Here is a 20,000-nt window from a genome sequence, read left to right as displayed (position 1 = left end):
TCTTTTTATACATTTCTCTGCCTCCTACCAATATTATAATACAAAAGTAGCATGCCTCGTAACATGACAACCAAGGTTTACAGCAACAGGAAGCGAAGCTATATGAGTAGGATAAGTCTCTATATGGACATCAATAGCAGTCGTGCTTCCACCTAAGCCTTGAGGACCAATTCCTAACATATTTATCTCTTGCAATAATTCCTCTTCCAATTGAGCTAGCATTTCATCTGTGTTTCTTTCACCTACACTTCTCAATAAAGCTATTTTAGCAAGATACGGAGCAAATTCAAAATCCCCTCCAATACCTACTCCAACAATTAATGGAGGACAAGCATTGGGACCCGCATTTTGAACTGTTTCAATCACAAAATTCTTAATCCCTTCTATGCCATCCGAGGGTTTTAACATTTTGAGAGCGCTCATATTTTCACTTCCAGCCCCTTTAGGCATCACAGTTATTGAAAGTTTATCTCCTTCACAGATGTTGTAATGTATTATTGCAGGAGTATTATCTTTGGTGTTTTGCCGTACAATAGGGCTTTTGACAACAGATTTTCTCAAATACCCCTCTTCATAACCAAGTCTTACACCTTCATTTATCGCTTCTTTTAAATTTCCGTTGACAATACGTATATCCTGCCCTATTTCTACAAAAACCACAGCAATCCCCGTATCTTGACATATTGGAACTCTTTTGCCTTTAGCTATTTCAGCATTTTTGATTATATTTTTAAGTATTTCTCTGCCTAAAGGGCTTTTTTCCTCTTTAATTCTTTCTTTCAAAGCATCAAATATATCTTTGGGAAGGTCATAATTGGCTTCAATGCAAAGCAATTTAACTATTTCAGTAATTTTCTTTGCTTCTATCTCTTTCAAATTCCTTCACTCCCTCTTTTCTTCACAAGTATATCCCCAAGTATATAATACTATTTTTTTAGAAATTTTTTAAGGAAAACTTGTTGAAGTAATAGCGTTTTTGCAATTTCTTTTTAAATTTTTTATAATTTAAGGTATAGCTTTGATTGTAGTACAAAATATATTAAGCAAAGGAGGCTATGCCATGAAATGCACTGTGTGTCGCAAACCGGCAATTGTAAAATTTCCAGCCCATAATTCCGCCTTTTGCGAAGAACATTTGGACGCTTTTTTTATGAGACAAGTTTCCAAAACTATTGAAAAATATAAAATGCTGCCTCCGAAAGGGCGCGTAGTCGTTGCAATCTCAGGAGGAAAAGATTCCTTAGTCACTACTTTTGTCTTAAAAAGATTAGGTTATGAAGTGCTGGGCTTTTTTATAGATTTAGCAATAGAAGAAAACAACTTCTCTTCTCGATCTAGAGAAGTTGTTGAAAACTTTTGCAAAGAAAATGATATTCCTTTAGAAATAGTAAGCTTAAAAGAAAAATTTGGAAAAGGTATCCCGGATGTAGCTAAACGACAAGACAGGATATGTGCTATATGTGGAGTCACTAAAAGGCATCTTATGAATGAATACACTTTATCTGCAAAAGCTGATGCACTAGCAACAGGTCATACATTAGACGACATGGCTAAGTTGCTTTTAGCAAATCTATTCCGATGGGACCTTCACCATTTATCAAAAGGAATTCCTGTACTTCCTGAAGAGCCGGGGTTTGCTAGAAAGATTAAACCTTTGGCTTTTCAAGCAGAAGAAGAAATAATTGCCTTTGCCAAACTTCACAATATAAAACCTGTAACTGCAGTCTGCCCTTATTCAAGAGAAGCAAAATATATAAGGTATCAGGAAGCATTAGATATGTTGGAAGAAAAATCCCCAGGAATTAAAAGGTCCTTTTATAAAAATTATACAAAATATGCCCACCTTTTTGTTGACACTTCTGCCCGTCCTCCAAAGATAAATTGTGAGGTATGTGGTTTTCCTTCTGTTTCTCCTGTGTGTACCTTCTGCCGCACATGGGTAAAAACTGACTAATGAAAAATGCGCCCTTAAAAGGACGCATTTTTCATTTTCATATATTTCCTGTTTTCTCTAATATTCTATATAGTATCGCTGCTGCCTCTGCTCTTGTAGCGTTGTCTTTTGGCACAAATTAGACTATAACTTTCTAGAACAACTCCTGTAGAAGACATCCCTCTTAAAAATTTATATCTGTTTTAGTCTTTGTGTTATCTCTATCTTATCTGCTTTTTCCGCAAGAAGTATTATAAATAACAAGAATAAAACTCCAAATCCTGCAATCATAGAAATATTGTGCAATATCACGCCAATACTATTACCAGATATCGCTTCCCTAAGTCCTGCGACCCCATAAGTCATAGGTAAATAAGGATTTATTACGTTGAAAAATTTGGGAAGTAACTCCATCGGGAAAGTTCCTCCTGAGGAGGTAAGTTGAAGCATTAATAATACTACTGCAAAGAATTTACCTGCAATGCCAAAGAGCATCACAAAAAGCTGAATTATAGCGATAAAGGTAAGAGACATCACAGCATTTATCAGGTAATAGTAGAATAAATTATGCACATCTAATTTTAGTCCTTCTACAAGCACAAAACTTGATACCACAGATTGCAATATGCCTACTAATGCTAAAGACATAAATTTTCCTAATTGTATAGAGACATTGTTCATTCCTTCGTATTTTTCTTTATCAAAAATATCTATCAAGAAGAAAAGTATTAATGAGCCTACCCACAAGGATAGAGGTATAAAATATGGTGCAAAACCAATTCCATAATTTTTAACAGGATAAAGCCTTCTAGTATCAAGTATTATAGGTTCATTAATCATATCCTTTTTAGCCGTTGTAATTCCTGATGAATCTATTTTCTCAGCTGCATCACTTAATTTTCGTGCTAAAATCCTCTGATTATCATATAAACTTTTTGCTCCATCTGCAAATTGCCTAGTTCCATCTTTAAGAAGTGCCATACCATTATATAGAGAATTAGCACCATTATATAATTTTGAGGATCCATCACTTAAACTTTTTATCCCATTATTGAGACTGTATAAGCCATTTGAAATTTCTTTTAATTTTTCTCCTGCTGTATTTATGCCTACACTAAGCTGTGCTACGCCACTGTACAATTTATTTGAACCGTCTACAAGTTGGCTTGACGCTTGACACATATAAGAAAGACCTGATGCTAAAGAATCCATACCATTATTAATTGTATTGGAAGCCTGCTGCAATTGTGCGAGAACAGTGTTCAATTTCTGAACTTGGGTCAAACCGCTATTTAAGTTTTGACTCATGCTATTAATCCCTGCATTAGATTGTGCAATCGCAATAAGTGCTTTTTGTAGTTCAGGGTCGCTACTTGCTTCAGGATGTTTTGCGATATAATCTTTTAACGCAGCCTGCGCCCCATCTAAAGCCGTAGAAATTTGGCTCAAGCCATTTCCCAGTTGTGAAACACTGCTAGCAAAAGAAGAAACATTTTGCCCTACTTGATTGTATCCATTGACAAGAGAATTGATTCCATCTTTTAGTTTAATGGCACTATTAGAAGCATCATTTAATCCTTGATTAATTCCTGTTATTCCATTTTGTAATGAATTCATTCCATTTAATAAGGCTTCTGTATTGCTTGCATCAGAAAATTTTTGTGAAAGGAGATTTGTTCCATTGTATAAAGCTGTAGAACCATTTAACGCTTGACTGATACCATTATTTAAGCTTAAAGCACCATCTTTTATTTGTTTGCTTACATCTAAAGCTGTATTCATACTACTATTTAATTTTTGTGCACCATTATACAACTCTAAGGTACCTGTTGCGAGTTTATTCTCTGCCTCTGAGGCTTCTTTTAAACCACTGCCTAATTCATCAACACTTTTAAAGATAGAATCAATATACCCCTTTCTTATAGAACTTGCTATTTCTATTTGAATATTTTCTATAGCTTTGTTGCCAATTTGCGTTGCAAGAAAATTTTTCTTGTCATTAGTTATATACTCAATAATAGCTTTTTTGGGCGTACTTGAATTAACGCTTATGATATTTTTGGTGAAATCTTCTGGAATCCTAATCATAAAGTAATACTTGTTTCCTTTAAGTCCATCAATACCTTTTTTGTAATCTACAAAATCCCATTTAAACTCTTTATTATCTTTTAGCTTTTGAACAATTTCATTACCAAAGTTTTGCGATTTTCCTTCGTATATTCCGCCTTTGTCTTCATTGACAACTGCAACAGGGAGTTTATCTAACTTAGAATAAGGGTCCCAAAAAGCGTATAAGTATAAAAAGCTGTAAAGTAAAGGCATAAAAGCGAGTACAATAACAGCAACCCTTCTAAACCTGTTTTTGATTATCTTTTCTATTTCATTTGCTGCAACCTTAAATGCTTTCAATGGTGCTCCTCCTTTCCTTAAATTTTTAGACTGACCAGTCAGTACAAAAAATATTATAATCTCCTCTTCCTTTTCTGTCAATAAAAATAATATTCTAAATGAAATAAAAAAACACCCTACTAAGGTGTTTATTTGACATATTGGAGACCTTTTAGGGCAAAATTCAATACGCTATCTGCTATATAACATGGATCAAAATTTTCTTTATCTTCTCTTAGTTTAAACGCTAAGATTGAACTTATCATGCCAAAAAAAACAGCAGCTATAACTTTTTCATCACAGTCAACTATGAGATGTTGTTCTTTACCTTCTTTAATTACCTCTTCTATTATTTTGAGATAACTGTATAATTTCTCTCTAAACTTATTAGGTATCTCTCCATGACCCCATATTTGGCTTAATAACACTATGATAAAGTCGTGATTTTTGTACAAAAAATTCGACTGTACAAATATAATTTTCCGAAGCTTTTCAATTGCATCATTTAATTTGCTTATTTCTTCAAAAACTTCCTGCTTTAAAATTTTTATCCCCTCATCAATCAAAAATTCTAATATATCATCTTTACTCTTAAAATGATAATACAAGGTCCCTTTTGCTACTCCAGCATTTTCCGCTATTTCTTCCATTGTGGTTTTGTAAAATCCACTTTTTGAAAAGGTCTTTATCGCCGCTTTAAAAATCTTTTCTTTTGTCTTATTCATTCTCATTCATTCCCTTTTTAAAAAATTAAACATATATCATTTTAACCGTCATTCCGCCATCCACAATAAGATTCGCTCCTGTAATAAAAGAAGCTTCTTCCGAACATAAAAATAAACATGCATTTGCTACGTCCTCTGGCTTACCTACCCGTCCTGCAGGATGCTGCAAATGGTCTTCTTCTCTCAATTGAAGCTTTTTAGTCTCCCTACTTTTCTTCCATTCCGATACCTCTATCCACCCGGGACTTATAGAATTCACCCTTATTTTATCATAACTTAAACTTATTGCAAGAGAGTGGGTTAAGGCTATAATACCACCTTTTGACGCAGAATAAGTTCTGTATGAGGTTCAGACATAAATGCCCTTGTAGACGCTATATTTATTATGACTCCTCCGCCATTGTCTCTCATGTGAGGAGCAACATATTTTGAACACATATATGTTCCTCTTAAGTTCACATTTATGACTCTATCCCATTCCTCCATGGGCCTTGTGTAAATCGTCCCTCCTGCTCCAATACCTGCATTGTTTATCAAAATATCGATCTTGCCGTATGCTTTTATCGTCTTATCTACCATGTTTTTAACATCTTCCTCTAAAGAAACATCTGTATGTACAAAAAGTGAGTCTCCATCTTTAGATTTTATATATTCTTCATTTTCTATGCCAGCTTCATCGTCAATATCAGCTATAACTACTTTTGCTCCTTTTTCAGCAAAAGTTCGCGCAATACACCGCCCTATTCCTTGTCCTCCTCCTGTCACTATCACTACTTTCCCATTAAAATCCATAGTTAACCCTCCAATTTTTAATTATAAAAGAAGATAAGGTAACCTCATGATTAAAATTAAAAAAGCAAAGAGGTTTACCTTATCATAAATAGTATAACTTAAAAGTTTTATAAAAATCAATTAAATAGGTTGCATAAAGCACACCAATTTTCATATGGCATCACCCTTTTCAATTTTTATAAAAATTTTTGAAAGGAAAAGGAAAAACTACTTAAATACAGTTTCTGTGTGATTCACCACCATGTCAGTTATAATCAGTGAAATCAAGCTTTCTGCTCCTTCATTTAAATTTACTCCCTCTTTAGTTATACCGTCGTAACAACCCCCTGTCTCCTCATCTATTAAGCTTACATTCTTTGAATTTTCTCCCAAAAACCATTTGTAACATTTTATAGTTTTTTCTCTGTACTTTTCTTCTTTAAAAATTTTATAAGCTTCTGTGTACATAAGAGCAGTTTCACACGCCTCTACCGGTTGTTCATCAAATTCTGCAGGCTTTTCATCTCCTTTTTTATACCATCCTTTACAGCCTACCGGCTTAAAATAGCCATTTCTAAAAGTTACTTTCTCTAAAAACTCCATGCTTTCCATTGCAACGTCTAAAACTTCTTCATCTTTTGTAATAATGTATGACCTAAGAAGAGCCCAAGGAAGTACGGCATTGCTGTAAGTCATTATATTTTCAAACCATTTCCACTCTCCATTTTTGTTTTCCCTATATTTTTGAACTATTTTTTTTGAAATAGAAGTTATCAAATTTTTTATCTTCTCTTTGTTAAATTCGGTAACATCAGAAGTGTATAAAAGACTTAATCCTATTGACGAATAAGCATTACCGCGAAGAAAATTTAAATTTACTACATTTGGCAAAGCTTTTTTGATTAATGTCACTGCAACACTTTGATAACCATTAGACAAATTAGTATTTAATAAATATCCTAATGCCCATAAAGTTCTGCCAAAACAATCTTCTGAGCCAACTTCTTCAATAAATTCTCTATTGTAGTTCATAAAATTTCTAAAATATCCTTTGCTATTCTGGGCATAAATCAAGAAAGAAAGGTATCTTTTTAAAAGGTCAAGGTATTTTTTATCTTTGTAAACTTCATATAACATTGAAGCAGCAATAAGTGCCCTTGAATTGTCATCCGTAGTATAACCCTTTGTCAAATCAGGAATAGAGTAAAGGGAATGCTGTAAAATGCCTGTATCATCCGTTAGCCTGAAAAGATGGTGAAATTCAATTGCTCCTTCCATTGTGTTAACTTCCCCCTTCTCTATATTACAACTTCCTCCCTTGCTTTAATGTCCAATACAGATAAAATCATTATGACATATCTATATGCCACGTTATCCCACATCATTGACCTGCCTAATCTTTTAATTTCTGACTCTATCTGTAGCCTTTTCTCAGGGTTTTTAAATACATACTCAATATGTCTAGCTAAAGACTTTGCATCACGGAAATTTGCAAGCAAGCCTCTTCCTTCTGCCAAAATTTCTTCAGCATACATATATGGAGTTGAAATAATTACTTTTCCTAAGCCTGCTGCATATGCCAGTGTACCGCTGACAGCTTGTTCTTTGTTTAAATATGGCGTCATATATATATCTGACATCTTCAAATACTCCAAAATCTCTTTTTTAGTAAGATATTTATCCACAAATCTTACATTGTCTTGTACTCCAAGGTCTTGTACTAATTTTTGAAGTTTTTCCCTGTATTCTTCTCCAAATTCTCTCTTTATGTTTGGATGGGTTTGGCCTAAAATTAGATATAGTACCTCTTTGTATTTTTGAGCTACAATACTTATTGCTTCTATACCGTACTCTATTCCTTTACCAGGATTTATAAGACCAAAAGTGCTTATTATTCTTCTGCCTTTAAAGCCATATTTCTCTTTTAAAGTTTCCTTGGGTAATACCGGAAGATTGGGAACTCCATGAGGGATAACAGTGATTTTACTGGAAGGTATGTGGTATATTTCTTCAAGAAGTGGTATTGTATTTTTAGCCATTGTTACTACTCTAACACTTTTTTCCCCTAGTTCTCTAAGTATTAAAAGCTGTTTTTCGTTTGGATTTGATAACACCGTATGAACCGTCACAACAAAAGGTATGTTCAAATTGTCAACTAAGTCTAATAAGTACTCTCCACTTTCTCCTCCAAATATCCCATATTCATGTTCTATAATGAGCAAATCTATGTCAGATTCATTTAATTCACGGGCTAATCTTACATAATCTTCTCTTACAAATTGTTGTAACTGATATTTAACATCACTATCGTATTCGTAAGTTTTATTATCGTTTATTGCAATTACTCCTGTAAAATTAATAAGTTTTATCTTTTTTATTTCATTAACTAAATCTTGAGTAAAAGTAGCAATGCCACATTCTCTTGGTGGATAAGTGCTCAAAAATGCTACATTTCTCCCCAATACGCTCATTATATCACGCCCCCTTCTTAGTTTGTTTAGTATTAAGTTGTCAACGTAGTACTTGCCAATCTATTAGCTGTAAACACTGTATTTTTAACTTCCATATTCACCTCTACTATACATTCTGAAGTGACAACTGCATTGTCTAATCTTGCAAACCTGCGCACTTTTACATTATCCCACAATACACTTTGGGATACTTTGCTCTCTTGACCTATTCGACAGTTATTCCCAATTACTGTATACGGACCAACTGTAGCATAGGCATCAATTTCAGTATTATTTCCAATATAAGCAGGTCCTATCACTCTTGCGGTAGGATGAATTTTAACATTGTCTCCTAAAATTATGCCTCTTGAGGAAGTAGTACTTACAAATCTTGATTTTCCTTTTAAAATGTCCTCATGAACTTTTTTGTATTTGTCTATTGTCCCTATGTCTATCCAGTAGCCGTTAAATTTATAAATAGCCATTCTATACCCTTTTTCCAAAAGTTTGGGATATGTCTCCCTCTCTACAGATACTACTGTATTTTCAGGAATTTCTTTTAACACCTCAGGTTCAAATACATATACTCCTGCGTTAATATACTTAGAATTACTCTCGCCTGGTTTGGGCTTTTCTTTGAAAACAGTTATAAAGCCTTTTTCATCAAATTCTATAACTCCGTACTGAGAAGTATCTCTTACTTCAATAGATGCAATAGTTACTTGAGCTCTTCTTCTCTTGTGGTATTTTATCAAATCTGCATAGTCAATATCACTGACGATATCAGAGTTTAAAATGAGGAAAGTGTCATCAAAAAATTTTTCGGCGTTTTTTATTGCCCCACCAGTCCCCAAAGGAGATTCTTCTGTAATATAGTGTATTTTTACACCTAAGTCCTCTTTTGGCTTGAAGTAATCTTCAATGTACTGAGACTTATAATAAGTACTTATTACAACTTCATCTATTCCACTTTTTTTAAGGTTTAAAATAATCCTTTCTAAAAGAGGTCTTCCCATGATAGGAACCATTGGTTTTGGCAGGTCATCTGTAAGAGGTCTTAGCCTTGTTCCCAAACCTCCTGCCAATAACAACGCCTTCATAAAAGCCCCTCCTTTATGAAGTTTTTCAAAATAAAACTTAAAAACAAAAGAAGAGTGTGATATACGTGGTTAGCCGTGCACTTGACAAGAGAAAGAAGAAGAGAAATATATTAGCACTCTTGAAATTCGGCTGTTAATAAGTATTATAATTAATCCTTTTTGGCATGTCAAGTACTTTTCTGTAAATAAAAAACAGGCCTTTTAAAAGCCTGCTAAAATTTGATATCTTTCATCTCTAATATTGCTACACCTATAACGGTATCTGCACCCCCGTAATAAACATAAATAGTATCATCTTTTACTGCATTGCCACAACTAAATACAACATTAGGAATGTATCCTTCTTTTTCCCACTGTAGTTCTGGCTCTAAGATAGGTTCTTTTTGCCTTGCAATAATCTTTGATGGATCTTCTAAATCTAAAAGGACTGCTCCCAATCTATATACATTATTGTCATCAGCTGCATGGTATATCAAAAACCAACCATCTTTTGTCCTAATAGGCGGCCCTCCAATTCCAACTCTGGCGCTTTCCCAAGTTCCTGGAATTGGCTTAATGATAGGCTTATGGTCATACCAATTTTTTAAATCTTCTGAAAAGGCAATCCATATCTCTGGATACCTTCTATGAAGCATCACATACTTTCCATTGATTTTTTCAGGAAATAAAGAGGCGTCTTTATTAGGTTCATCTAAAACTACTCCTTTTCTCTCCCAATCTATAAGGTTTTTGGAGATAGCCAAACAAATCCTATAGTCATCATGAAACCTGTCCCCAAAACCTGTGTACATCATATAATAAATGCCGTCAATTTTGACTATCCTTGGGTCTTCTAATCCTCTGAGCTCTTGTTCTGTCTCATTGCTCATCACTGGTTTGTCTAATCTCATAAAATTAATTCCGTCTTTGCTGACTGCGTATCCAAAGCGAGAAGTATATTTCCCATATTTGGCGTGAGGCCCAATGTCAGTAGCCCTGTAAATCAAGTGAAACAGTCCATTGTCATAAATTGCTGCAGTGTTAAAAACTGCTGCTCTTTCCCATTCATTTTCTGCTTTTGGCATCAATACCGGCTTATCTGATAATCTCTTTAATTTTATCACTCCATACACTCCTTTTAAAATTTTACTTTTTCTTTTTCAATGACTGCTACACCTATATGGGTATCTGCTGCTCCATAATACACATAATACATGTCATTCACTTCAACTGCACCGCAGCTAAACACCACATTAGGTACCAGCCCATTTATTTCCCAATCAAGCTCTGGCTCTAAAATAGGCTCTTTTTGTCTCGCAATAACCTTTGATGGGTCCTTTAAGTCTAAAAGAGCTACACCAAGTCTGTACACATTGTTGTTATCCACCCCGTGATATATTAAAAGCCATCCATCTTCTCTTTTTATAGGAGGTCCTGCTATGCCAATTTTCTTTGACTCCCATGTGTGAGATTTAGGGGACATTATAATCTTATGGTTATACCAATTTACTAAATCATCAGAATAAGCAATCCAAATATCGGGCATTCTTCTATGGAAAAGCACATACTTACCATTTATTTTTTCGGATAAAAGTGCCGCATCTTTATTGGGTTCATCAAGAACAATTCTGTGTCCTTTCCAATTTTTTAAATCATCAGACCAAACCATACATATTCTAAAATCCAACCAGTCCCTTCCTCCAAAACCTGTATAGAGCATGTAATACTTATTGTCTATTTTTGTAATCCTTGGGTCCTCTACTCCCCAAGCTTCTTGCGGAATCTCACCTACTAAAACAGGTTTGTCAAATCTTTCAAAATTTATACCATCTTCGCTTACAGCATACCCAATTGAGGATACAAATTTATATTTTTCTTCTGGCTTTTCAGTATTCAAAACAAATTTATTATTAGAGGCTCTGTAAAACAAGTGGAATTTACTATCTTCATATATTACTGCTGCATTAAAAACAGCCTCCTTTTCCCATTCATGCTCTTTTATTGGCGACAATATAGGTTTGTTACTAAGTCTTGTTAGCCTGAACATCTTTATACCCCCTTTTCCAGCAAAATTGCAACTACTCCATTAGCCTCTATTGTGAAATTTTCTAAATTAATCTGCCTTCCGCTGATTAAATCTTGTATTTTCTCATTATTTTTTGTTTTTCTACTTATTCTTATTTTAGTATGAATATCTATGTCTTCATGATTTATAAAGAACACAAGGGTTTTCCTGCCATAATCAAACTCTTTTACTTCAATATAAGGAGATTCTACTTTTACGTTGTATTCTATTCCGCTCAGCTCTTTAGCATACTCATAAATCAAATAAGACCTGTCAGTCTTATATACATCGGGCATATAACTTAAATAGAGCTCAATAGGATACGTAACAAGAATAGCATTCCCTTTGCCATATTTATTTATAACTATTGCCGGGTTATTCTCATCATCATTTGCAATTACACGGCCTGTTGTCGGTTTTGCAATAAGTCTTTTATTAAATTTAAGAGCTTTATAATTTAAATCAATTCCAAGTTCTTCACAATGCATTGATACTGTCTCATTTTTGGGCACCATAGAATATTGCGTTTTAACTCCAAAAACCTCATCAAAACCTTCTACAGAAATTCCATCGTATGATACATACAAAGTGCCACCATTTTTAACAAAATCCATAATTTTTACCCATTGGTCATAATTTAAATGCCCTTTTCTATAAGCGGAAGGTAGTATAAGCATTTTATACTTACTAAAATCTCCATCAGCTCTTACCAATTCAACATCTATACCTGCTTCCTTTGCCAGTATAAAACTATTTAAAAGAATCCTAAAATTTCTCTCTGGAGTATAATCGTTACCTACAAATAAAGCACTATAATACTTATCCGGAATGATTATCGCGGCATCACACTTTTTGTGTTTTAAATCCTTATACTCAATTTTATTCATAAATTCAGAAAAAGCTTTTATTTCAAGTCCTGCTTTTTTAACTCTTCCATCAACTGCTGTTATACCAAATTGCGTTTCAAAGGGGGTAGAATTATAGGGAAGCCTTTCGCCAACAGAAAAATCTCCAAAGCACCAGGCTATTGCACCTATCGATTCATTCGCAAGAAGGCTATACAGAACCACCTTGTAATAATTTCCCTCTATATCTTCACTCATCATAAGTGTAGTTGCACCAAATTCCTCCAGTAGCACTTCTTTGCCACCCATAACTTGGGTGAGTTTAGAAGCAAAAGGTGCCATATAAGTGCTTCTTATAGAATTTACAGGGTCTATACATGTATCTGTATAAATTGGATATGCGTGCATACACAGAAAATCATTTCCTTCTTGCAAGTCTTCAGGATAAAAATTATTATCGGTAAGAAGAGATGCCTGGTGTATTCCAAGTGTTACGGGATGATTTTTGTCGTATTTTTTTATCTCATTTGATAAGACATAGTTCCACAGCCAAGCATCATGTCTTGACTCTGCTTTTACATAATTATCTGGCTCATTTGAAAGGTCCCAAAACAAAATAGCAGATTCATCTTTGTACCTCTCAGCAAAAAAGCGTACCAATTTAATTTGATACCTCAACATAAATGAATCACTGTATATATTCCTACCTTCTCTCCACGGCACATCCCAATTCTCACCGCTCATATGCCCCACAAAAAAAGTAGGCGCGATTTTCATATCAACTTCATGACATATTTTAATAAGCTCGTCAAACTTTTTCACCGCTTCCTCTGATATTACATCAGGCTTTGGCTGAAAATCCTCCCAAAAAAGATTTATTCTCATTACATTAATGCCTAAGCTTTTCGCTTCAATAAATTCACTTTTTATCTCATCATAATTCCACTCTTTCCATATTTCAATGCCATGATTCCTAGGCCAATAATTAGCTCCTATTATAAATTCATCTGCAAATTTTGCCATTTTTCTACCTCCGTCATATTATTTTAAAACAAACTGTATACCTTCTTTAAAATTCTTGCTAAAAATTATAAACAAAATAAGTATTGGCATTGTCAAAATTACAGAAGCAGCATACATTGGTCCCGGATATGCACCATATGGTCCAAACATTTGTGCTAGCATAACATTCAGAGTAAGAAGATTTTGATCATGCACGACGAGCATATCCCACAAAAGCTCTACCCATCTTTCCATAAATAAAAACAGGAAAATAACTGTTGTAATTGATTTTGACATTGGCAAAACAATCTTAAAAAGTATTTTAATTTCATTTGCACCATCTATTTTTGCAGCCTCAATTAACTCGTTTGGTATTGCTTTAAAAAAATTTGTATACATAAATATCGCCCATAAACTTACAGACTTTGGAATAATCATACCCCAATAAGTATCATATAATCCTAATTTTCTCACCAGCAAAAACGTAGGTATCAAAAGAATAATCGATGGATAAAACATCTGAAACATTATAATGTTATTTATTGTTCTGCTTCCTTTAAAAACTATTTTTGACAAGGCATATGCAACTAATAATGCTGTAACCATCATTAAAAATGTTGATGAAACTGTTACAATAATACTGTTAGCAAAGGCTCTGAGCCACGGACGTGGTGTAACATCTTCTCCTCCACGTAAAAGCCAAATATAAGATTTCAATGTAATTCCTGTTGGTATTATTTTTCTATCAACTTGATCCCATGGTGCAAGCGAATTTAATACCATATACAAATATGGGTATACCATTATAATTAAAAAAATAATGGCTATTGTATACAATAATATAAGTTGCAATTTCTTATTTTTACTCCCAACCATAACTCTTCCCCCAAATTTCTAGCAATTTCCGAACAATTATTATGGTCACAAAAGTCACTACAGAATCAATAATTGCAATTGCAGAACCGTAACCCGCATTTAGCTTGCTAAAAGCTTGGTTATATATTTCTATTTGCCATGTATTTGTTGAAAATCCAGGTCCTCCACCTGTTAAAACATAGGGTTCTGTAAATATACCAAATACAAGTCCAACTGCCAATATAGTCACTGTAAACATAGCTGGGTATAGAAGTGGCAGCGTAATTTTAAAAAATTTTATCCAACCTGTTGCACCATCTATAGCAGCAGCTTCATATACCTCACCCGGTATGCTCTCTAATCCAGATGTCAGTATAAGCGAATAATAACCCATAAATTTCCACGATATCATAACAGCAATAATCAATGGAGCAAGTATCTGTGAACCCAGCCAATCAATGTTTAAATGCCACGTATTTCTTAACCACACATTTAAAGCACTGTTATATGATAAAATTCCCTTTACCACTACTGATGTAGCAACACCAGAGGCAAGATAGGGAAGAAAATATCCTACAGAAAAAAAACTTTTAAATCTTGGCAAACTGTTTATAATAAGAGAAATTACCAAAGATCCAATTAATACCATAGGCACAAATATTATCATAAACTTATATGTTACAAAAAATGCCGCTTTTACTCCTGGACTTTTAACTGCTTGAATAAAGTTTAAAAAACCAACATTCTCATATTGAGGTGAAATAAGATTCCAGTTAGTAAAAGATAAAAATAATGCTCCAAAAAGCGGAATTACGAAAAATATTAAACTGTATACAAGGTATGGGCTGGCAAAAAGCCAACCCAATTTCTCTTGTCCTTTTTTCATTTAAGAACCCCCTGAATCGCCTTTTTCATATCATCCCAAGCCTTTTGTGCATCTACTTGTCCTGCCACAACAGGATTTACAGCTTTTTGGCCAATTAATGTCTGAATATCGTTAAATTTAGCATTATCAATAGGCGGAATAGCATTTGGTATAGATTCAGCATACAGTTGAAGCTCAGGATGATCTTTTAAGTAATTTTTAAATTGTTCGTTTGTATTGACATCATCTCTTGCTGGTGGAAGATTAGTAATTTCAAACCATTTCATATCATTTTCGGGATTAGAATATACCCATTTTATAAATTCCATTGCTGCTTTTTGCTTTTCAGGACTTGATTGTGCATATATTACAAGGCCTTTTGTATCTGCAAATGTTTTTACATTATCTGTACTCATTCCATCTGGCACTGGAGGTAGTGCAAGCACATAAGTTTCATTTAGCTTAAGTTCTGGATATTTGTCCTTCCATGTATTAAACGTCCAAGGACCAATTGTTGTCCATACACTTATTCCTGTTTCAAAAGGATCCGTAGCTTTTTGCGTTAATATAAGCTTATTTTTTGCCATATCCTCAAGGAATTTAAGTGTAGCAACTCCGGCTTTATCATCAGCAACAAAATTATTTCCCTCTATGAATTTATTACCGTTTGAAGCTGCATCATAAAGCATAAAGAAGTCAAACCATCTTTTCCACCAGGTAGAGTCAATTAAATCTGGATTTGCCCATAAATACTTGTCAGGATATTTTTCTTTTAATTTTTTCCCTAATTCAATAATTTGACTATAAGTTTTTGGAGGTTCATTATATCCCAATTGCTTTAAAATATCGATCCTCCATGCAAAAAGCATCGCGTTTGAATATATAGGCAATACATATTGATGCCCATCCGCAAACTCCCATGCCTGAATTGTGTTTTCCATATTTCTAGTTTTTACAATGTCATTCCATCCATCCATTGTATCAAGAGGTACTAATGCTTTACTGTCTACAAGTTGTGCCGCAAAACCACGGGAAATGTTTTCTGAAATTGTAGGAGCATTACCACCGGCAAGAGCTGCTTGAATTCCAGCTTCAGATGTTGGTGATTCAGGCATCGGACTAACATTTACTTTGATGTATGGATTAACTTTTGCATATTCTTCAGCCATCTGTTTCCAGAAAGTCTGTTGCGGAGGATTTGGAGCAGCCCAAAAATCGATTGTAATAACTTTTTCTTTTGTTGTCTGTGATGCTTCATTCTTTTGGCTTGTACTAGTCCCACAGCCTGCCAAAAGTGATGCAGCAAGAAGTAAAATTAGAATACTTTTAGCTATTTTTTTCATAAAACACACCTCCAAAAATTAATTATTTAAAAAACAGCTTAATGCTGTTTTTATGTCCTCTAAAAGTTTTTAATTTCTAATTTCCCTTACTGATTCCCTCTCTATCAGTTTAACCTCCATCCGTATATGGTCACAGGGCTCTTTTGGATTTTCCATCCTCCACAAAAGTCTTTTTACAGCTTTTTCTCCCATGAGTTCTTTATTTATGCGGATAGTAGTCAAATGCGGTGTCACAATGTTACATATATCAATATCATCAAAGCCAACTACAGAGATATCGTCAGGTACTTTAATACCCAAAATGCTCAATGCATTGTACAAGGTAATAGCAGCACTATCGTTGGAGCATACCCATGCAGTAGGAAGTTTATCTAACTTTGAGATAATATTTGCTACCTCTTTGTAGTTTTTGCTTAAAACATATTGTTCTACCTGTCCTATTACACAATATCCAGGATTTACATTAAATATGGGATCTACATTAAGTCCTGCATTTCTCATCGCCTCGTTAAAGCCTAACCATCTTTCTTTAAAACTTAAAGAAAAATCTATTTCACCAAAAAAACCTATTTGAGTATGGCCTTTTCGAATAAGATATTGTGTTGCCATATATGTTCCAGGCATATTTTGAGTTAATACAGCATCTGTACTTATAGTAAATGAAGCATGGTCCACAAGGACAGTTGGTATATCATACTTCAATAATTTTTCCAGATGTTCATCTTTAATAGTACCAACCACTAAAATTCCTGAAACTTTTCTCGTTTCAACACTGGAAGGTACCTGAAAATCATCTTGATTCATGAAGTTTACTAAAATATCGTAATTATTTTTCTTTGCTTCATTCTCTATACCTAAAATTACTTTTGTATAAAAATGAGTATCGCGGAAATTTCTCTCTTCAATCAGTAGGCAAATATTTCTGAAATGATTTTTAGCAATAAAAGAGGGATTTTCATCAAAATACCCCATTTCATCAGCTGTTTTTAAAACTATTTTTCTTGTCTCTTCGCTCACCCCCACCTTGTCATTTAAAGCCAGGGACACAGCATTAATTGATAAGTTCAACCTTTCAGCGATATCTTTCATGGTCACTTTTTTCCTTTTAATTGCCGTCAAACTTAACACCTCTAAAAATCGTTTTCTTGTAATAAATTATAAATCATTTGATTTTAATTATCAAGCAAAATTTACTTGAATCATTATAGATTTTACTTGAATTTTGTTTGTTATAATCTTATCTTAACGATTACTTGAAATATATTCACAATAAAGTAGAGAACACAGCACTTTGTCTAATTTATAATTCAAGTAATTTAAAGTGAATTGAATAAACCAATATTATATACTCTAAAAATACAAAATTTCGTGTTATAATTACATCATAGACTCTTTTTGGAGGTAATTTATATGGCAAAAATGAGAATAGATAAACTTTTATCGAATATAGGCATTGGTACGAGAAAAGAAGTTAAAAAATTCATTAAAGAAGGTCTTGTATTGGTAAATGGAAATACAGTAAAAGATGCTGGTTTAATTGTAGATACTGAATCTGATGAAATTTTATTTGATGGTGAAAAGATCAATTACAAAGAATTTATATATATCATAATAAATAAGCCAAAAGGAGTTATTAGCGCCACATATGACGAAGTTGAAAAAACAGTTATTGACCTTCTTCCTCAAGAATTAAAAGCTCGAAATCCATTTCCCGTAGGAAGACTTGATAAAGATACAGAAGGATTGCTTCTTATAACTAATGACGGAGACTTGGCACATCAGCTTTTATCACCAAAAAAGAATGTTATAAAAAAATATTATGCTGAAATATTAGGCTTTGTCAATGAAAGCGACATTAAAGCTTTCAATGAAGGCATTATACTTGAAGATGGGTATAAAACTCTTCCCGCAAACCTTGAAATTCTTTTTTCTTCTTCTGATGTGTCGAAAGTTTACGTTTATATAAGAGAAGGAAAATATCACCAAATAAAAAGGATGTTTGAATCAGTCGGTAAAAAGGTCATATACCTTAAAAGATTGGCAATGGGTAGTCTCACCCTTGACGAAAATCTAAAACCTGGGGAGTGGAGAGAATTGTCTGAAGAAGAGCTATCTTTCCTGAAAAAGTCGATATAAAAACAAGGCTTTCACCAAAGCCTTGTTATATAAATCCCCCATCTACAGTTATAACTTGCCCTGTTATAAAATTTGCCTTGTCAGATAATAAAAACAGTACAGCATTTGCTACATCTTGAGGTTTCCCTATACTCATAAGTGGTATATCCTCAATTAAGTGTTTCTTTTCTTCCCTATTTAAAATGTTGTTCATTCGAGTATCAATTACTCCAGGAGCAATACAATTAACTCTTATTTTAGAAGGCCCTAACTCTTTTGCCAAAGCCTTTGTAAAAGCTATTATTCCTCCTTTAGATGCTGAATAATGTACTTCACAGGAAGCACCGGAAATACCCCAAATTGAAGAAATATTTATTATACTCCCATGTTTTTGAGGCAACATATGCCTCAAAACACTTTGTGTGCAATTGAAAAGACCTTTTAAATTGACATTCATCATCCTATCCCAATCTTCTTCTGTTATTTCTATAAATGGTTTGATTTGGGCAATTCCTGCATTATTTATAAGATAGTCAATGCGACCAAATTTATTATAAATACTATCAATCATATTGTCTACCTGCTGTCTGTCTGAAATATCTGCTTTAAAAATTTCCGCATAACTAAAATTGCTTTTTATATACTCTCTTAATTTAACAGCTTGCTCATAACTGTTATTATAATGTATTGCTATAGAAGCCCCTTCTTTTGCAAGCTCTATACAAATTTCTCTTCCTATATCCCCAGCACCACCAGTTACAATCGCTACTTTGCCATTTAACATCTCTTTCACCTTCTAAATTAATTGACACTTCTTTTTGTAATTTTATAAAAAAATAAAATTATGTCAATATCAATAAAAAATACTAAAAAAGGTTCTGCATTTACCTCGCAGAACCTCTCATTTTCTTATGGAGCGGATGACGGGATTCGAACCCGCGATCCTCGGCTTGGGAAGCCGATGCTCTACCGCTGAGCCACATCCGCATCTCTTAAAAGTTGGCTCCTCAGGTAGGACTCGAACCTACAGCCTACCGGTTAACAGCCGGTTGCTCCACCATTGAGCTACTGAGGAATATTTTTAATTCCGGCAGCGACCTACTCTCCCGCGAAAGCAGTACCATCGGCGCTGGAGGGCTTAACTAGCACCCCAGTCGGTCTTGCGACCGTCTGGGGGCCCCTTGTGGACCGTGTTCGGAATGGGAACGGGTGTTTCCCCTCCGCTATCGCCACCGGAAATCTAGACCCTCAAAACTGCACAAAGCCAAAGGTCAAGTCCTCGACTGATTAGTACCGGTCAGCTAAGAGTGTTTCCACTCTTACACCCCCGGCCTATCTACCTCGTGGTCTTCGAGGTGTCTTACCCCTTACGGGTGGGAAACCTTATCTTGAGGCGGGCTTCACGCTTAGATGCTTTCAGCGTTTATCCCCTCCGAACTTGGCTACCCAGCTGTGCACCTGGCGGTGCAACTGGTACACCATCGGTTCGTCCACCCCGGTCCTCTCGTACTAGGGGCAGTGCCTCTCAAGTTTCCTTCGCCCGCGACGGATAGGGACCGAACTG

Annotated in this window: 17 protein-coding genes, 2 tRNA genes, 2 rRNA genes and 2 pseudogenes (2 of these 23 running past the window's edge); 2 read left to right on the top strand and 21 right to left on the bottom strand. The window is 34.4% G+C overall.

The features are described 5' to 3' along the window. On the bottom strand, positions 1–13 hold the 5' portion of the coding sequence (locus TKV_RS00390) for a Fe-S-containing hydro-lyase (protein ID WP_049684295.1). Its footprint begins 551 nt before the window's first position; the window shows 13 of its 564 coding nt (coding positions 1–13); the start codon lies at positions 11–13; its stop codon lies off the left edge, out of view. A 20-nt stretch (positions 14–33) separates the two neighbouring features. Beyond that, positions 34–876 carry a fumarate hydratase gene (locus TKV_RS00385; protein WP_049684294.1) on the bottom strand — a complete coding sequence of 281 codons (843 nt, stop codon included), beginning with the start codon at positions 874–876 and terminating at the stop codon, positions 34–36. A gap of 184 nt (positions 877–1,060) precedes the next feature. On the opposite strand from TKV_RS00385, the gene TKV_RS00380 reads away from it, so the two are divergent. Continuing rightward, positions 1,061–1,954 carry an ATP-binding protein gene (locus TKV_RS00380; RefSeq protein ID WP_049684293.1) on the top strand — a complete coding sequence of 298 codons (894 nt, stop codon included), beginning with the start codon at positions 1,061–1,063 and terminating at the stop codon, positions 1,952–1,954. Positions 1,955–1,991: 37 nt separating this feature from the next. On the opposite strand, the pseudogene TKV_RS14030 reads toward TKV_RS00380, so the two are convergent. The 14 genes and pseudogenes from TKV_RS14030 to TKV_RS00315 form a co-directional block, all read right to left on the bottom strand. Further along, positions 1,992–2,072: pseudogene (locus TKV_RS14030) on the bottom strand (S-layer homology domain-containing protein); the annotation flags it as partial. Positions 2,073–2,125: 53 nt separating this feature from the next. Next, on the bottom strand, positions 2,126–4,342 hold the full coding sequence (locus TKV_RS00375) for a YhgE/Pip domain-containing protein (RefSeq protein WP_049686151.1): 2,217 nt from the start codon (positions 4,340–4,342) through the stop codon (positions 2,126–2,128). A 128-nt stretch (positions 4,343–4,470) separates the two neighbouring features. Next, positions 4,471–5,046: a TetR/AcrR family transcriptional regulator gene (locus TKV_RS00370; protein ID WP_049684292.1), complete on the bottom strand. Its 576-nt coding sequence runs from the start codon at positions 5,044–5,046 to the stop codon at positions 4,471–4,473. A gap of 25 nt (positions 5,047–5,071) precedes the next feature. After that, positions 5,072–5,838: pseudogene (locus TKV_RS00365) on the bottom strand (SDR family oxidoreductase). A gap of 207 nt (positions 5,839–6,045) precedes the next feature. Continuing rightward, the gene (locus tag TKV_RS00360; RefSeq protein ID WP_049684291.1) at positions 6,046–7,095 is read right to left on the bottom strand and encodes a beta-L-arabinofuranosidase domain-containing protein; all 1,050 of its coding nucleotides are present in this window, start codon (positions 7,093–7,095) and stop codon (positions 6,046–6,048) included. Positions 7,096–7,115: 20 nt separating this feature from the next. Next, on the bottom strand, positions 7,116–8,291 hold the full coding sequence (locus tag TKV_RS00355) for a glycosyltransferase family 4 protein (protein WP_084574139.1): 1,176 nt from the start codon (positions 8,289–8,291) through the stop codon (positions 7,116–7,118). 29 nt (positions 8,292–8,320) lie between these two features. Further along, complete coding sequence (locus TKV_RS00350) at positions 8,321–9,367, bottom strand: nucleotidyltransferase family protein (RefSeq protein ID WP_049684289.1); 1,047 nt, start codon at positions 9,365–9,367, stop codon at positions 8,321–8,323. Between the two features lie 212 nt (positions 9,368–9,579). Further along, positions 9,580–10,470 carry a glycoside hydrolase family 130 protein gene (locus tag TKV_RS00345; protein WP_049684288.1) on the bottom strand — a complete coding sequence of 297 codons (891 nt, stop codon included), beginning with the start codon at positions 10,468–10,470 and terminating at the stop codon, positions 9,580–9,582. 14 nt (positions 10,471–10,484) lie between these two features. Beyond that, the gene (locus TKV_RS00340) at positions 10,485–11,393 is read right to left on the bottom strand and encodes a glycoside hydrolase family 130 protein (RefSeq protein WP_049684287.1); all 909 of its coding nucleotides are present in this window, start codon (positions 11,391–11,393) and stop codon (positions 10,485–10,487) included. Positions 11,394–11,395: 2 nt separating this feature from the next. Next, positions 11,396–13,279 (bottom strand): beta-galactosidase trimerization domain-containing protein, encoded by a 1,884-nt coding sequence (locus tag TKV_RS00335; protein WP_049684286.1) that lies wholly within the window; start codon positions 13,277–13,279, stop codon positions 11,396–11,398. 18 nt (positions 13,280–13,297) lie between these two features. Continuing rightward, positions 13,298–14,134 (bottom strand): carbohydrate ABC transporter permease, encoded by an 837-nt coding sequence (locus TKV_RS00330; protein ID WP_003869934.1) that lies wholly within the window; start codon positions 14,132–14,134, stop codon positions 13,298–13,300. Then, entirely contained in the window at positions 14,121–14,999 is an 879-nt protein-coding gene (locus tag TKV_RS00325) for a carbohydrate ABC transporter permease (protein ID WP_049684285.1), read from the bottom strand. Before TKV_RS00325 ends, TKV_RS00330 begins: the two co-directional genes overlap by 14 nt. After that, positions 14,996–16,321, bottom strand: coding sequence for an extracellular solute-binding protein (locus TKV_RS00320; RefSeq protein ID WP_049684284.1), 1,326 nt, complete (start codon positions 16,319–16,321; stop codon positions 14,996–14,998). Before TKV_RS00320 ends, TKV_RS00325 begins: the two co-directional genes overlap by 4 nt. A gap of 69 nt (positions 16,322–16,390) precedes the next feature. Then, positions 16,391–17,440, bottom strand: a complete 1,050-nt coding sequence (locus TKV_RS00315) for a LacI family DNA-binding transcriptional regulator (RefSeq protein ID WP_049684283.1) — start codon at positions 17,438–17,440, stop codon at positions 16,391–16,393. Positions 17,441–17,731: 291 nt separating this feature from the next. Between TKV_RS00315 and TKV_RS00310 the strand changes: the two genes are divergently transcribed. Next, a complete protein-coding gene (locus TKV_RS00310) occupies positions 17,732–18,457 on the top strand; it encodes a pseudouridine synthase (protein ID WP_049684282.1) in 726 nt (241 codons plus the stop codon). Positions 18,458–18,482: 25 nt separating this feature from the next. Here the strand turns inward: TKV_RS00310 and ymfI are convergent, their stop codons facing one another. The 5 genes from ymfI to TKV_RS00285 all read right to left on the bottom strand — a co-directional run. After that, the gene (gene ymfI / locus TKV_RS00305) at positions 18,483–19,220 is read right to left on the bottom strand and encodes an elongation factor P 5-aminopentanone reductase (RefSeq protein WP_003869939.1); all 738 of its coding nucleotides are present in this window, start codon (positions 19,218–19,220) and stop codon (positions 18,483–18,485) included. Between the two features lie 128 nt (positions 19,221–19,348). After that, positions 19,349–19,423: transfer RNA gene (locus TKV_RS00300), tRNA-Gly, on the bottom strand. 13 nt (positions 19,424–19,436) lie between these two features. Continuing rightward, a tRNA-Asn gene (locus tag TKV_RS00295) sits at positions 19,437–19,511 on the bottom strand. Between the two features lie 10 nt (positions 19,512–19,521). Beyond that, positions 19,522–19,673, bottom strand: a 5S ribosomal RNA gene (rrf, locus tag TKV_RS00290). A 30-nt stretch (positions 19,674–19,703) separates the two neighbouring features. Continuing rightward, positions 19,704–20,000: ribosomal RNA gene (locus TKV_RS00285) — 23S ribosomal RNA — on the bottom strand; it runs 2,717 nt beyond the window's last position.

Source organism: Thermoanaerobacter kivui (assembly GCF_000763575.1).
In the GTDB taxonomy this organism is placed as follows: domain Bacteria; phylum Bacillota; class Thermoanaerobacteria; order Thermoanaerobacterales; family Thermoanaerobacteraceae; genus Thermoanaerobacter; species Thermoanaerobacter kivui.
The sequence above is the reverse complement of the archived record's forward strand: the minus strand, read 5'-3'. Positions and strand labels throughout refer to the sequence as shown.